At 62.0% G+C, this 14,391-nt stretch carries 11 protein-coding genes and 1 pseudogene; 2 read left to right on the top strand and 10 right to left on the bottom strand.

Translation table 11 applies throughout. The features are described from left to right. Positions 1-352: 352 nt before the first annotated feature. Together G4G00_RS16215 and G4G00_RS16210 are read left to right on the top strand one after the other, a co-directional pair. On the top strand, positions 353-718 hold the full coding sequence (locus G4G00_RS16215; protein ID WP_108754527.1) for a hypothetical protein: 366 nt from the start codon (positions 353-355) through the stop codon (positions 716-718). Positions 719-745: 27 nt separating this feature from the next. Then, positions 746-1,249 carry a hypothetical protein gene (locus tag G4G00_RS16210; protein ID WP_159094022.1) on the top strand — a complete coding sequence of 168 codons (504 nt, stop codon included), beginning with the start codon at positions 746-748 and terminating at the stop codon, positions 1,247-1,249. Between the two features lie 171 nt (positions 1,250-1,420). Here G4G00_RS16210 and G4G00_RS16205 read toward each other — a convergent pair whose 3' ends face one another. The 10 genes and pseudogenes from G4G00_RS16205 to G4G00_RS16160 form a co-directional block, all read right to left on the bottom strand. Next, a complete protein-coding gene (locus G4G00_RS16205) occupies positions 1,421-1,741 on the bottom strand; it encodes a hypothetical protein (RefSeq protein ID WP_108754529.1) in 321 nt (106 codons plus the stop codon). A 394-nt stretch (positions 1,742-2,135) separates the two neighbouring features. Then, a complete protein-coding gene (locus G4G00_RS16200; protein ID WP_159094023.1) occupies positions 2,136-2,465 on the bottom strand; it encodes a hypothetical protein in 330 nt (109 codons plus the stop codon). Positions 2,466-3,068: 603 nt separating this feature from the next. Next, on the bottom strand, positions 3,069-3,461 hold the full coding sequence (locus tag G4G00_RS16195; RefSeq protein ID WP_108754530.1) for an ankyrin repeat domain-containing protein: 393 nt from the start codon (positions 3,459-3,461) through the stop codon (positions 3,069-3,071). A 442-nt stretch (positions 3,462-3,903) separates the two neighbouring features. Next, positions 3,904-4,374 (bottom strand): annotated as a pseudogene (locus tag G4G00_RS16190) (RHS repeat-associated core domain-containing protein); the annotation flags it as partial. 82 nt (positions 4,375-4,456) lie between these two features. Beyond that, positions 4,457-4,819: a hypothetical protein gene (locus G4G00_RS16185; protein WP_159094024.1), complete on the bottom strand. Its 363-nt coding sequence runs from the start codon at positions 4,817-4,819 to the stop codon at positions 4,457-4,459. Between the two features lie 57 nt (positions 4,820-4,876). Next, positions 4,877-9,553 (bottom strand): RHS repeat-associated core domain-containing protein, encoded by a 4,677-nt coding sequence (locus tag G4G00_RS16180; RefSeq protein WP_205515568.1) that lies wholly within the window; start codon positions 9,551-9,553, stop codon positions 4,877-4,879. A 214-nt stretch (positions 9,554-9,767) separates the two neighbouring features. Further along, on the bottom strand, positions 9,768-10,397 hold the full coding sequence (locus G4G00_RS16175; RefSeq protein WP_164275011.1) for a hypothetical protein: 630 nt from the start codon (positions 10,395-10,397) through the stop codon (positions 9,768-9,770). 326 nt (positions 10,398-10,723) lie between these two features. Beyond that, complete coding sequence (locus G4G00_RS16170; protein WP_164275008.1) at positions 10,724-11,239, bottom strand: cytochrome c oxidase assembly factor Coa1 family protein; 516 nt, start codon at positions 11,237-11,239, stop codon at positions 10,724-10,726. 24 nt (positions 11,240-11,263) lie between these two features. Next, entirely contained in the window at positions 11,264-13,489 is a 2,226-nt protein-coding gene (locus G4G00_RS16165; RefSeq protein WP_164275005.1) for a S9 family peptidase, read from the bottom strand. A 134-nt stretch (positions 13,490-13,623) separates the two neighbouring features. Next, positions 13,624-14,313, bottom strand: a complete 690-nt coding sequence (locus G4G00_RS16160; RefSeq protein WP_108751277.1) for a glutathione S-transferase N-terminal domain-containing protein — start codon at positions 14,311-14,313, stop codon at positions 13,624-13,626. Between the last annotated feature and the right edge of the window lie 78 nt (positions 14,314-14,391).

Below are 14,391 nucleotides of genomic sequence, written 5' to 3'. Positions count from 1 at the left end.
TGCATACCAAGGCCTCGACCACACGGAGAAATTTGCAACGATTCTGAAAATGTTGAATGCAGTGACGGCATCGGCCCTACTGCCTTGGCATCGCGTATGACCGGGCGTATTCCTTCCGATGCCACCGTGCATCGGTGGCCGGGATTCGAAACCCCGTTTGTGTGGATGTTGTTTGCGCTTGCCAGTCGGCACCACCATCGCGTGGTGTCGGCTGGCAATCCGTCTGCCGGCTACGGCGGGCGGTGCGTGGAGGCCTAGCGCCTGCCCGTATATCCACACACGGGGTTTCGAACCACGCATCGTCCGCCACCTTTATCGGTGGCGGCTTCTGCCTGCACGCAAGGAGCCCGCCATGACCGCACCCTACTCCCCTGCCCCGCATTCCATCCAGGAACCGCCGGCAGGCGATCCCGCGCCAGACCCCAACACGCTCACCCACCTGCTGCGCAGTATCGGCGCCGGCGCCGCCGCCGACGGCCAGCCCTGGCCGGAACGCCATCCACTTCGCAGTCGGCAGATTGCCTTGGCTGATGCCGATTGCGCCCTGGCTGGCCAGCGCGTGGTGCAGGAGCTGCTGCTGGCCGCCGAGCGCGCGCGCCAGAATGGAGACCCTGACCAGAACGTCGGCGACCGCGTGATGGAAGGCTTGGCAATGGCCTGCCTCGCACTCAATGTCTTCATCCAGGAACGCGTGCGGCCGCTCGGCGCGGGGGCGTGAGTGAGGTCGTTCCTGGCATCTGGCCTGATGGTCATCGGTGCGCTGGCCGCTATTGCCTTGTTGCCATGGCCGCAAAGCGCAGCCGAAGAGACGTGGGTCTACCCGAAGACAGGATTCGCGGAATTCGAGAAGCTCTATGGCAGTGCGCACGGCTTTGTTTCCACGCGCCGAGCAACCGGCTTCACGATCTACCCGGCGGATGCCGTTGCGCCCTCTTTCCAGGTCCGCTGCAAGGGCTTTCCCGTGCTGAGGGTGGAGCGCACAAAAGCGACGGTCGTGCTTCGACTGCCGGCGGACGCCCTGCAGCGTGCGCCGGAATCTGAGGCGCTGTATCTGGATCTGCAACAGTTGATGGCGTTCAACCAGATTGAGGGTGTCAGCATTCCCGATGGGCGGGCCCGACCGTGGTGGCGGGCTGGGCCTGCGGTGCCGAAGGATGAGCGGTGTGCGTTGCCATCTGGCGGCCGGTTGATGGACTGGTACCGGGCCGTCCGTTCGGTGTTGTGGGCGTTGGTGGAGCGAGATCGGTAGTGGTGATGAGGTATCGGGGTTCAGTTGAACAAGCTCGACTCCGCGGCGCGCCAGAGGGCCATGACCGTAGATAGGAACGCCTTCATGGCCTATCTCCCAGCATGGCGACCTTCTTTTCATAGCCCAGCAGACCGCCTAACAATTCCCTCGGAGCATCGCCATCTCTGCTCGTCAGTAGATGCTAGCCATAATGCGGATGTAATCATCCAGAGAGGCGACCCTCTTATCGATCGCGACGCCACGCTTTCTTGCCAATGACTGAACTTCGACAATCAATACGCCGTACCCCGCGTCCCACGCATGCAGTTGTCCGGGCGATAGCTCCTTCGAGAAGCGATCTGTTGACCGAAGTTTCCCTGCAGGGAGTCGAAGCTCGTCTGCAACGTGCCTGAGCAACTCGATCACGGTCTCCTGCTCGAACCCGCTGTCTAGATAGTACTGTGCATAGAAATCAGGTGCAGATAGTTCGTCTCTCTCTTCCGGTTCGCTCATCACTTAAGGCCCCTATTCGCCGACTGCGCGACAGCCACAATAGACCATGGATCCGATATCCCAGAACCTCTCCGAAACAACCGCTACCGCAGCCTTACGCCCTAAGAGTCGTCCCGCCGTACTCCAAGACGCTTGAATAGGGCCGAATCGTCGACCATTGGCTGCTCGCTGCATGATGGCCACGTGCTTCGCCGTCCACCGCGGTCAAGCGATGGCTGCTAGCGGGATAGGTGCAATCGGCCACACCGGCCGCACTGGTCAATGCAGTGCGGTTGCCAATGGCAACGTACGCATACGTCTCAATCGGCGTGTCCGTCGTACCACTCCCGGTCTGGGTCAGGCGGCCCAGCTTTCGTAGGCATAGGTGGCCAACACAATTGAGCCTCCGACTTCTTCAGTTCGTTGATCGCGCAATTGGAATCCTAGGCACCCCATCACAAGCGACGCCCCTCTTTAGGATCACCTGCTTCTTCCTGATTTCAGAATCCATACCAGAGGCCCGCCCAGAACGTAAAAGACGGCCTTCAGCATTTGAGCCATCTTTTGGCGCCTGCTCGATGCGACGCTCGCTGAGTACTTCTCCCGAATAGCACGCCTCTTGCGTGCGAGGTCCGCCCTGGCATCGACTCGTAAATCCGGATTTTTTCTCTTTGATTTCTGTGCCATCAACCTTGTCCATTCTTCGGGAAACAGCCAAGTTCATGGCTTCTCCAGGAACGATCATCTACCGAAAACCTTCATCGAATATTGATGGCACAGGTTGACTCCGACCCAACATCGGCAATGCATCCGATTGATGCGCATCGGACAACACCAGCTCCCGTGAACTGCAATCAACCAGGACCGCGCCCCTTATTTCCTCGACGAAGCGGGTTTTCCCTCCTTCCGATCAACATCGAGGCAACAACAAGCATGGATCCGCCAATGACCCACAGCCCCCCCCCAATCAATCTGTTGTAGTGCGCCTGCCCAACCAATCGGATGATCGACATGTACAGATCACAGTTGACTCTACATGGCCCTGCCCCAATCAATGCCCCGGAAATTACGGCCACTCCAAAGGCGATCGTAACGATCCCCACCAGAGTTCCAAATGCTCGGAGCATCATCAAATCACCTCCGCGACCGCCAGTTCATTAGTGCAACCAGAAGAAGTTCAATCAGATCAAGAAGACCTGCCTCGGGATGAGACAGCAACGGGCGCGAAGTATTCGAATAATGCGTATGGGTATTGATCGCGGCGACCACGCATCGAACCCAGCCTCCGCATCATATCCTCATGCGCAGACAAGCAAGCTCTCGACCATTATCAACTGGCGCTAAGAAATCAGCGCCTGGGGCTCACGCGAGCCTCGACAACCGCTACAAGCCGCTCAAACCCGGGATTCTCTCTCATGAAATCCAAGGCTGAGCGTCCATCTTCGGATTTTATGAATGGGTCGGCACCACAGGAAAGAAGATACTCAACTGCATCTACATTTCCATGCAAGGCCGCAGCCGCCAATGGCGTCAGGCCAATATCGCCAATGACATCAATGTTGGTTACGTAGGGCATTAAATCCCTGAGAAGTTCCACTTCATTACCAGCTGCCGCTGAGTGAAGGGGGGTGTCATCGCAGACACCATGAGTTTCTGGACTGACGAGATCGTATCCTTCAAATGTGTACTCTTCCGCAAACTTGGCCAAAATCCCCTTGAGCTTTTCATCATTCGCATTCATTTGGACACTCCTTACGGAACTGCTCTTCAAGAATTTTGAGCCGAGCCCAATCCTGAAAATTTTGCGCAAGATGCCTTCCACCGGGACACTTTGGCGCCATCCATTTCATGCCCCAGGCATGTCGGCGCAACGAAACATCTTTGAGGAATTCGATTCTATTCCGCAAATTTTTACAGGGATCGTCGTCCCGTTGATACCCCTCCTGCTGAATTTCTTTGTACTTTTTATACTCAGCACTTCTGCGCGCGTCGTCAGTAAGCCAAGCTGCATTCATGACCGCGGAAAGCGTGGCCGCGTTGCCGCTGGTCGGGTCCAACCATGCGCCCGGATCCATGAACTGGAACGTTAAACCCGCAGCACCAATCGGGCCTGCCATACCATCACCGGATTGCCCGGGATAGCCATCGCCTTGATTCTGAAGCACTCGCTGAAGCTCCCGCAGCCCGGAAGGGTCACTCGACCCAATGGGTGCTCCGCTGACGTAGGAGTAGCTCGATATCCCACCCGCCAACCCAATCGGGTCACTCTGCGAGTACCGCCCCACCGCCGGGTCATACTCCCGCTGGTAGTTGTAGAACATCCCACTCGCATCCGTCGCCTGCTGGCCCGGGAAGCGCAGCGCCAGTTCGAACGCCACACCATCACCGTCCGGGTCGGCACTCGGGATCTGGTTGCCGAACACTTCGCTCTTGTTGCTCCACTCCCAGATCGCCACATCCCGCACGGGGTCGATCACCACGCGCGGGGTACCCAGGTGATCGGGCTGGATGTAGGCCAGCTCCGGCACGCCCGCAGCGGGCACATTGATCAGCGCGACCGGGTAATTGTCCAGCCAGATGGCCTGCTGCTGCGCGTCACCACTGGCGCTGTAATTGCCCAGCCATTGCCCTGCCTCGTCATACAAGGTGATTTGCACGCAGACTATTCGATGTTCCAACGCAAAGCCCCAGGGCTGAGCTTAAGGTCAATCACAATAACCCAGGCGATCAGCCTCGTCACTCAGCTTCCGGGCAATATGTTTCAACCGAAACACCAAGCCTGAGACCGATAATCTCCCTCAAAGCCTCATAATCAAGCTCAAAGTTCCCCATCCCCTCCGACATGAAGATACTCACATAGAACTCCGCCTTTCCGCCACCCTCAACAATTTCGGAAAGAAATGAAGCCTTACAACTCAAAATACTGCACAACCTTAGTAACTCCTCATCCAACTCAACATCAGCTCCACGTACGAGAGGCATGGAAACATAGGTTTTTTCGTAGACGCCTCCGTCCGAGGACGGCGGGCGCACATCCCCCGCAGTCCAAGAGAACCTCGGCACCAAACCAAGTTCCAATGCAATCTTGCTCGCTGGCATGGACGGATGCCAGACCCGCAGAGATATATTTGTGCGCTGAATAGTCATAGTTTTTCGCTAGTACTCATAGTCGCTGATATTGCCCTCTTTCCTGCCCTTTCCATCCCGTGTACCTACCCATATATCGCCATTGGGAGCAACGCCTGTCCAGGTAGGCGCATCAGCGCCCACGCCGTCCTTCAGGGCTTCAACTGTTTCGTGATCCAGCCCGAATCGCTTCTTTGCCTCGCTGATGGGTAGCGTCCCACTTGGACAATCACTCGGCTTTGTTCGAGAACCGTCTTTTTTACTCCCATGCCGCTGATTCGTCACAATGTTGATTGAGGCGGGCAGGATGGGGAACATCGTCTCAAGCGCAAGGTACCCGGGCGCTATGAAGTCACTGGGGTATAGCATCGGCCCTTGATCCGTAGGTACGTATCCAAGATCAGGGTGGTAGTAGCCTCCACTCGAGGATGGGAAACCCGTCGAATGAGCGCGCTGTATTGCTGCTTGGCGGGCCGCTGCAGATTGGAGGCCTAGCGTATCGAGATCGCTAATCGGTCGTGACAGGGCGTATGAGAAGGTGCTTATTCCACCCACCAAACCAATCGGGTCACTCTGCGAGTACCGCCCCACCGCCGGGTCATACTCCCGCTGGTAGTTGTAGAACATCCCACTCGCATCCGTCGCCTGCTGCCCCGGGAAGCGCAGCGCCAGTTCGTACGCCACACCATCACCGTCCGGGTCGGCACTCGGGATCTGGTTCCCAAACACTTCGCTCTTGTTGCTCCACTCCCAGATCGCCACATCCCTCACTGGGTCGATCACCACGCGCGGCGTACCCAAATGATCCGGCTGCACGTAAGCCAGCTCCGGCACGCCCGCAACGGGCACGTTGATCAGCGCCACTAGATAGTTGTCCAGCCAGATGGCCTGCTGCTGCGCGTCACCACTGGCGCTGTAGTTGCCCAGCCATTGCCCTGCCTCGTCGTACAAGGTGATCTGCGCAGTGCCGCCCGTCGGGGTGCGCAGCACGCGTTCACCACGATGGTTGTAGGCATAGCTTTCCAGCACTGCGTTGCCCTGCTTCACCGCATTCATGCGGTTGGCGTCGTTGTAGGTGAACGCCTTGCCGCCAATGCTGGTGGTATTGCCCGCCGCATCATGGCTGCGGGCTTCGCCATCCACCGCAGTCAAGCGATGGCTGCTGGCGGGATAGGTGTAGCTGGCCACACCGGCCGCGGTGGTCAATGCAGTGCGGTTGCCGGTGGCATCGTACGCATACGTCTCAATCGGCGTGCCCGTCGTACCGTCCTGGGTCTGGGTCAGGCGGCCCAGCGTGTCGTAGGCATACGTGGCCAACACGGTTGAGCCCGCACCATTCTTCAATTCGGTGATGGAGCCCACCGGGTCATAGCCGTAGCTCAGCGACAGGCCGCCGGCGGCCGGGTCGTGAACCGCCTGTGGGCGGTAGTCCAGATCCAGCGGACGCTGCAGTTGGCGCCCATTGCCATAGCTCCATCCGGTCGCGGGGCCGAAGGCGGCGTAGGTCACGTTGTCGACCACCACCTGCCGCGCTTGCCCCGGGCGGGTCAAGCCAACCTGGCTGATGCGCCCCAAGGGGTCACGAACATAGTCGGCCACACTGCCATCGGGATAGGTCAGCGCGGTCAGGCGGCCCGCCTTGCTGTAGGCATAGCGCAAGGTGCTGGCCACACCGTTGATCGTCTGCACCTTGCGGGTGATCTGGCCGAAGCGGTCGTGGCAGTACTGTGTGCTGCCATCGGCATGCAGTACCTGGCCCAGGCGCCCCTTGGCGAAGCGCTCGTCGGCGGCACAGGCAGCCGGCGCCACATCGTAGCTGTAGCCGATATCCAGATTCGGATCTGGGTACGCAACACCGATCAAGCGATTGAGCGCGTCATAGCTGTAGGTGGCCGTAACGCCACGTGCATCGGTGCGGGTCTTGCGATTGCCCGCCGCATCCACGGTGAAGCTGCTGGTGCCGCTGTCGGGACTGACCTGGCCGGTCAGGTCACCGAATCCGTTGTAGGCATAGGCAGTGTGCAACCCCTTGGGATCAGTCACCTGGGTGACCTGATCCAGCGCGTTGTACTGGCTGCGGATCTCCGCCGCCACGCCGCCCACATCCTGCAGGGTCTTGGCCAGACGGTTCAGCGGATCGTGCTGCTGGCTGGTCACACGCTGAAGCGCATCGGTCACCGTCTGCGGGTTGCCGTTGGCGTCGTAAGTGAAGCCGGTGGCATGGTTGCCCGCATCTTTCAGCGCGGTCAACTGGCCAAGGATGTTGTAGGTCCGCGCCAGTGTGCGCCGCAGGGTGCCACCCGCATCAACGGTGTCCTCGTTGAGGCGGTTGCCGGCATCGTCCAGCGTGTAGTGGATGGTGTTCCCGGCACTGTCTGCGATATCGGTCAGGCGCTGGGCCGCGTCGTACACGTAGGTGACGCTGCTGCCGTCAGGCTCGGTGACCTGTTGCACCTGGCCAGTGGGCCAGTAGCTGATCTGGGTAGAGCGGTCGTCAGCCGTGGTCGCGCCGCGCACCGTGATCGATGTCGGCCAACCGCGCGGGTGGTAGCCATAATCGGTTACCACGCCATTGCCATCACGCACGGACAACGGGCGCCCGAAGGTATCGTAAGAAAGCGTCTCCGTGGTGTGGCCCAGCGCATTGCTGATGCTGCGCAGGTCGCCCTTGCGGAAACTGCAGGTGCCAGCGCTTGCACAGCCCGCATCGTCCGCGGTGTACCACGCACGGGTCGTAATATCGCTCACGTCAGTACGGGGGCCATCGGTCGACCGCAGGGCACCCACTTGGGCACAGTCAGGACCTTCGGCCTCGCAGTAGGTCAGTGTGGTGACACGGGTCTCATCCGTGGCCGTATCACGCATGGTGATGACCGTGGGCTGCAGGCGTGCATTGCGGGCAATGCGGGTTTCCTGCGTACCCACGGTCTGCAGGACAACCCGGTTGCTGTCTATCGCAACGCGCGTTTCACTCACCCGCTCCTGCGGGGTTCCCGCAGCTTCCGTCGTAGTCGTGACCCGCACGGCGCCTGCCAGCGGGTCGGTCCCCTCGGCGTAGGCATATTGGGTTACCGTGCCGCGTCGATCCGTGCTGGATGCAACACGCCTGCGGAAATCCGTACTCTCGGGCAGCAGCACAGTTGTGGTGGTACCCGCGGCATCAGTTGAACCCGTGACCATGCGCGGGAGCGTGCCTGGGCCACCTGCGGTCAGTTGGTAGGTGGACGTCTTTCCCAAGGCGTCGGTCACGACGGTGTCACCGGCCGGCAGGTACGCGAGGTCAATCCCATCGATTCCTGCACCCGCCGTGCCTGGACCAGGGGAGTGACGGCTGTAGATCACGCGCCCCTTGTCGTCATACCCGAACCAGCTGAAACGGCGGTTGTCCTCGGCGGTAACACCGGTGAGGTAATTCGGGTAACGCGCATCCTCATAGTGGTAGCTGCGCACGCTTCCATCTGCGTACGTGGCGCTGAGCAGATTCTCGCTGCTGGAATAAGCGTACGAAACCAACGCCTGCCCGGCCAATGAAATGGATGAGATCCGCAACGCATTGCCCGGCACTGCGTAGTGAAGCGTCAACTGGCGCCCGCTGGAATGGGTGACCGACAGCAAGCGCCCGCGCGCGTCGTAGGCATAGGCCAGCCATGTTCCGTCTTCGAAGTCGCGGTGCTGCATGCGGCCTTCGTTATTGAAGTACAGGCGCTCCGTTGCACGCGAAACCTGCCAACCCGATGTCTGCTGGACCGCGCGGTCGCCGCTGCCGTCGTTGGCCTCGTACTGGGTGCCGACTTTGACAAAGGCGATCTGGTTTCCATCAGGATCGATCAGGCCGACCGACAATGCTGGTGGGAACACCGAAGGATCGTTGCCGGTGGCAAGGCGGATGTTGTGGGAATGGGTCCAGCCGATCCCCAGCGACTCTCCGGCAGTGCTAGTCAGGGAGTGATAGTGCCGCTGGAAACTCACCCAGCCCAGGTCGAAGTCAGGCTCTGGCTGGCTCTTGTCACCGGTAGCGGGATTGCAGGGATTACCGCGCATCGGGCACTGCTTGGGTTGTGGCGGGCCCTTGTAGGTCATCATGCCGGCAGTGCGCATCTCGCACATGCCGCTGGCCGCGTTCCATTGGGTGCTGGACCTGTTGGGGCAGTCCACGCGGCGTTTGCGCTCCAGCACACCGCGCACGAAGGCGCCCAGGCACGAGCCCCCACCGAAATCAAGGTAGCGTGTTCCCGACAGCATTGCCGTGTCGCGTCGGCTGCTGCCATCGGGTCCTTTGTCGGAGCCTTCCACCCACTGGATGTGGTCCAGCTGCAGGGCCGGGCACTGCGGGTCGGACGCGTTCTGCGTGCGGATCGCCTGCATGAACAGCTCTTCGCTGGCGTAGGGTTGCGAGGCGTACGTGTAAGTCCAATCGGCCTTGATCAACGCAAGTGGCTGAAAGCGATAGTCGGTGGTGGTCTCACGAGGGCTGACCGCTTGGCTGTGCACATACCACTGGAAGGGGACATCCACCTGGTCGCCGGCGAATATCGCCTCGATGGATTGGCGCGCGGCGCGCTCAAAAGGAAATTTCTGGCCTGGCAGATACGGGAAAGCCGTCCATTCCTTGCCAACTTCCTGTGCGTATGCGCTGGCACCCATGGCAAGACCCGGAATGGCCAACGACAGTGCCAGCAGCCATTCGGCTTTGATTCGCTTGAACATCCCTGTTCTCCACTCCTGGGCGGGGGTCGCACCGGCGGAGGAACACCCACACGCCAGCATCGCCATGGCGCGCTGTACGTCGGACCGTCCCTGTTCCGGTAATGCGGCTGGGCCGCATGGGCGAAGTTATCTCCGAAATAACCGGCACGTTCAAGGCATGAACTGTGCTGTCGGTCGAATTTCGGATTATTCCTAGTGGCGTGAAGCACCAGCGTCACGCAGTGGCGGGTCCCACGAGATACCGGCAACGACTCCCTTTGTCGCACACGTGGCGCGCCCTCTCTGCCGGCAGGTCGGGAGCCGGCCGATTCGGCCGTCGGTCCCTCACATCATCGCGCTCGTCGCGTCGAGCGCGGCGCACGTCCCGCTTTACCAACCGCTCGCCGTCGAGCGCGTAGTTCCAGAACCCGTAATTGAATCGTGCATGCGTCCCCGACGCGTCCGACCAGATTCTCACCGCCCTGGACTGCCCAGGCGTTGCCTCGACACCCGGCCCGAGGAGCTTCACTCTACCCACCCACTGCAATCCTGAGAGCGTACGCACTTCTCGATGCGCGTGTTCGCCCTGCGTAGGCCGGTAGATCACATGCTGGGCTTCCTCGAACAATGGCGCGGTGGGATCTCGAACAAGATGCAGAACGGTGTCGTGGAGATCGACCGTATGCTCATCAGCGGCCAAGGCCGCCTCGTTCACGCGAACACGGCGTACCCAGTCCACATGGTCGCCAACACTGCGCAGTTCCTGTGCCGCTTCATCCAGCATTGCATCTGGAAGCATCTGCAGCAGTGGCTCGGCCGCCATGGCGGGCCCGATAGAGGCCAGCAAGCAGACCGTCACTGCCATCCATCTTGTGATTGCATACCTTCGCATCGCATGTTCCTTCCAGGATCAAGAGAAATGCTGCAGCTGGACGTACGCTGCAACGGATCAATGATTGGAATGAAGGTACGTCCACGTGCACGGACGCCGCTCACACTATGAAACGTGCGTCTGAAAGCAGCAAAAATCGAAGGCTTCACCAATAGGGAAATGGCTCAACGACGTCGTGCAATGTCGGTAGCAGAAAATCTCACGCAGGATCTGCTGATCCAACAGACGGCCTGATCGAAGGAGATGGGTTCAACCGCGGCAGATCGCGACAGCCCCCGCAGCGAGCTGGCGACACCCCGTCACAACGCCAACCCCACCCCACACCCGCCCCGCGCACGGCACTCCCGCAGCGCACACGCTTCTGCGGCTTCCGCATCGTCCAGCGCGCTCAGGTCGAAGGTCTGTTCGTCCTCGCCCAGCACGTACATCACCGGGTAATCCCAGACGTCATCACGACGGCTGCCCTGTACGAACAGTCGCCCGCGCGCGTCTGGTCCCTGCAGGCCGACAATCAGACCAACATTGCGCTGGCCGTCGATTGCGGTCTGCATGCTGCCCACCGGCATTGCGTCGGCCTGCAGCGGTTCGCCGAAGGCCTGCACGACTTCAATGCTGCACCCGGCGCGGCGCATGGCCTCGCGCATGGGTGCGCTGTCACGCGCGGCCTCGCTCCAGCGCAGCAGGCTCCACGCGGTAGCGCCGCCCAGGCTGGCCAGCAGCAGCACCACGGCCAGCGGCATGGCCCAGCGCCAGTGGCGCCGCCACCAGCCGGTGGCGGGGGCGGCATGTGCGGGAACGGGCGGTGGCAGCGGCATCGGCGGGCTCCTTCCCAGTCGCGATCAGGGCTTCAGGCAGCGCTCCAGGAAGGCTTCGGCCACGCGGTAGCGGTGCAGCGCATCGGCGCCGGACAGGCCGTGCTTGGCGCCCGGGTAGGTCATCAGTTCGAACGGCTGGCCACGCTTCTGCAGCGCGCTCATCAGGCTGGTGGAATTGGTGAACAGCACGTTGTCGTCGGCCATGCCGTGGATCAGCAGCAGCGGCGAGCGCAGGCCATCGATGTGGGTCAGCACGCGCGCTTCGCGGTAGCCGGCGTCGTTGCGCTTGGGCAGGTCCATGTAGCGTTCGGTGTAGTGGCTGTCGTACAGGCCCCAGTCGGTGACCGGTGCGCCGGCCACGCCGCAGGCATAGCTGTCCGACGCCTTCGCCAGCAGCATCAGGGTCATGTAGCCGCCGTTGGACCAGCCCTGCACGCCGATGCGCGCCGGGTCCACCCAGGGCTGCTGCTTCAGCCACGCCACGCCGCGCAGCTGGTCGGCCACTTCCACCGTGCCCTGCTTGCCGTACAGCGCGCCGCCGAAATCACGGCCGCGACGCGGGGTGCCGCGGTTGTCCAGCGAAAACACCACGTAACCCTGCTGGGCCAGGTACTGGTTGAACAGATGGTCGCCACGGCCGGGCCAGCTGTCGGTGACGGTCTGGCTGGCCGGGCCGCCATACACGTACACGGCCACCGGGTAGCGCTTGGACGGGTCGAAGCCGGTCGGCTTGATGATGCTGTAGTTCAGCGCGGTCTTGCCATCGGCGGCGGTAAGCGTGCCGAACTCGATCGGCCGCTGCGCGTCGCGGTAGCGCGCGTAGGGATGCTTGGGGTCGGCCAGATCGTTCTGCAGCAGGGTGGCGATCTTCTCGCCATTGGCGCGGTACAGCTCGATCTGCGGCGGGGTGTTGCTGTTGGACCAGGTGTCCACGTACACGCTGGCGTTGCGGGCGAAGCTGGCGCTGTGCATGCCCGGGGCCTGCGACAGACGCTGCGGCGCGCCACCCTGCAGCGATACGGCGTAGATCTGGCTTTCGCGTGCCGAGTCGATGCCGGCGCGGAAATAGACCTTGCCCGCCGCTTCGTCCACGGCCAGCAGTTCGTCCACCGGCCAGTTGCCCTGGGTGAGTGCGGTGGTCTTGCCGTCGTTGCCAATGCGGTACAGGTGCTGGAAACCGCTGCGTTCGGACGACCACAGCAGGCTGCCGTCCTGCAGGAAGCGCAAGCTGTTGTGCAGCGGCACCCAGGTCGGGCTGGTTTCATGGGCCAGCGTGCGCGTGCCCTTGCCGGCCAGGTCCACTTCCACCAGGTCCAGCTGCTTCTGGTCGCGCGACTGGCGCTGGTAGGTCAGGCGCTGGCCATCGCGCCAATCCACGCGCGCCAGGTAGATGTCCTGTTCCTTGCCCAGGTCGATCCAGCGCGGCGCGGCAGCGGCGGCCGGCGCGATCACACCCAGTTTCACGGTCACGTTGGCATCGCCGGCGGCCGGGTAGCGCTGCTCGATCACATCGGTGCGGTCGGCGTAGACCTCGTAGCGCTTCTGCACCGGCACCGGGCTTTCATCGATGCGGGCGAAGGCGATGGCCGAATCATCCGGCGCCCACCAGTAGCCGGTATGGCGGTCCATTTCCTCGTCGGCCACGAATTCGGCCACGCCATTGCCGATGGTCGCGCTGCCATCGTGGGTGAGCTGCACGGCCTTGCCGCTGGCCAGCTCGATCACCCACAGGTTGCGGCCGCGGATGAAGCTGACGAAACCGCCCTTGGGCGACAGCTTGGCGTCGGTGGCGAAGCCTTCGCCGTGGGTGAGCTGGCGCACGGCCGCGGCACCCTGCTGCTTCAGGTCGTACAGATACAGTTCGCCGCCCAGCGGGAACAGCAGGCGCTGCGCGTCCGGTGCCCACTGGTAATCGACGATGCCGGTCATGGCGGCGATGCGCTGGCGCTCGCGGCGCGCCTTTTCTTCATCGCTCAGGGTTTCGGTGCCGGGCAGCACCACCTTCGAATCCACCAGCAGGCGGGTCTGGCCGCTGCCGATGTCGTAGCTCCACAGGTCCAGCTGGTTGCGGTCGGTGTCCTTGCCACGCAGGAAGGTGACGCGCGAGCCGTCCGGGGCCACCTTGGGCTTCATCAGCGTGGGGCCGGACAGCGGCAGCGGGCCGGTGATGGCTTCCAGGGTGAGTTTTTCGGCGTGGGCAACAGTGCTGGTGGCGATCATGAGGGCAAGCGAGGCGAACAGGTGGCGCATGGGACATCCCGGGCAACGTCAGTGTCCATCCTAACCAAGCCGGTGCGCGAAGGCAGCATGACCTTCTGCCCATGGCCAGCGGGGGGCAGAGCCCTTTGCGGCGCAAAGGGATCTGACCCCGGTTTCGCCAAGCGTCAGCGCTGGCCGAACAGCTGCTTGCGCTCTTCGTCGCTCAGCGGCTTGCCGGCGTTGGGGTTCACCTTGTCGCGCAGGGCGTAGGCGCGCTGGGTGGCCGGGCGTGCGGCGATGGCTTCGTGCCAGCGCTTCAGGTTCGGGAACGCGGCAAAGTCGACCGGAATCTTGTCGTAGGCGCCGATCCACGGGTAGCTGGCCATGTCGGCAATGCTGTACTCGGCACCGCCCAGGTAGGCGTGCTCGGCCAGGCGCTTGTCCATCACCCCGTGCAGGCGGCGCACTTCGTTGTCGTAGCGCTCGATGGCATAGCCGATCTTTTCCGGCGCATACACGTTGAAATGGCCCATCTGCCCGCTCATCGGGCCCAGCCCGGCCATCTGCCAGAACAGCCATTCCAGGGTGGCGATGCGCCCACGCGGGTTGGTGGGCAGGAACTGGCCGGTCTTTTCGGCCAGGTACAGCAGGATCGCGCCGGATTCGAACACGCTCTGCGCGGCGCCGCCGTCGGCCGGGGCATGGTCGACGATGGCCGGCATCTTGTTGTTGGGCGAAATGGCCAGGAAATCCGGCTTGAACTGGTCGCCGGCGCCGATGTTGACCGGGTGCACGCGGTAATCCAGTCCGGTTTCTTCCAGCAGCAGGGTCACTTTGTGGCCGTTCGGGGTGGGCCAGTAATACAGGTCGATCATGGCGTCGGCTCGGCGTCGTTCAGGAAAGTGCCAGTCTAGTGCCTTGGTTGGCTTGGCACCGTCATGGTGGGCCGGTAA

It is taken from the genome of Stenotrophomonas sp. B1-1 (assembly GCF_010894375.1).
Taxonomy (GTDB): Bacteria; Pseudomonadota; Gammaproteobacteria; order Xanthomonadales; family Xanthomonadaceae; genus Stenotrophomonas.
Note: the sequence above shows the minus strand (reverse complement) of the source record. Positions and strands in the feature narration are given on the sequence as shown.

Bases quoted from the DNA above. Each gene is read 5' to 3' on its own strand.
- G4G00_RS16215 (WP_108754527.1), top strand. From the start codon at position 353: ATGACCGCACCCTACTCCCCTGCCCCGCATTCCATCCAGGAACCGCCG.
- G4G00_RS16210 (WP_159094022.1), top strand. From the start codon at position 746: ATGGTCATCGGTGCGCTGGCCGCTATTGCCTTGTTGCCATGGCCGCAA.
- G4G00_RS16205 (WP_108754529.1), bottom strand. From the start codon at position 1,741: ATGAGCGAACCGGAAGAGAGAGACGAACTATCTGCACCTGATTTCTAT.
- G4G00_RS16200 (WP_159094023.1), bottom strand. From the start codon at position 2,465: ATGATCGTTCCTGGAGAAGCCATGAACTTGGCTGTTTCCCGAAGAATG.
- G4G00_RS16195 (WP_108754530.1), bottom strand. From the start codon at position 3,461: ATGAATGCGAATGATGAAAAGCTCAAGGGGATTTTGGCCAAGTTTGCG.
- G4G00_RS16185 (WP_159094024.1), bottom strand. From the start codon at position 4,819: ATGCCAGCGAGCAAGATTGCATTGGAACTTGGTTTGGTGCCGAGGTTC.
- G4G00_RS16180 (WP_205515568.1), bottom strand. From the start codon at position 9,553: ATGTTCAAGCGAATCAAAGCCGAATGGCTGCTGGCACTGTCGTTGGCC.
- G4G00_RS16175 (WP_164275011.1), bottom strand. From the start codon at position 10,397: ATGGCAGTGACGGTCTGCTTGCTGGCCTCTATCGGGCCCGCCATGGCG.
- G4G00_RS16170 (WP_164275008.1), bottom strand. From the start codon at position 11,239: ATGCCGCTGCCACCGCCCGTTCCCGCACATGCCGCCCCCGCCACCGGC.
- G4G00_RS16165 (WP_164275005.1), bottom strand. From the start codon at position 13,489: ATGCGCCACCTGTTCGCCTCGCTTGCCCTCATGATCGCCACCAGCACT.
- G4G00_RS16160 (WP_108751277.1), bottom strand. From the start codon at position 14,313: ATGATCGACCTGTATTACTGGCCCACCCCGAACGGCCACAAAGTGACC.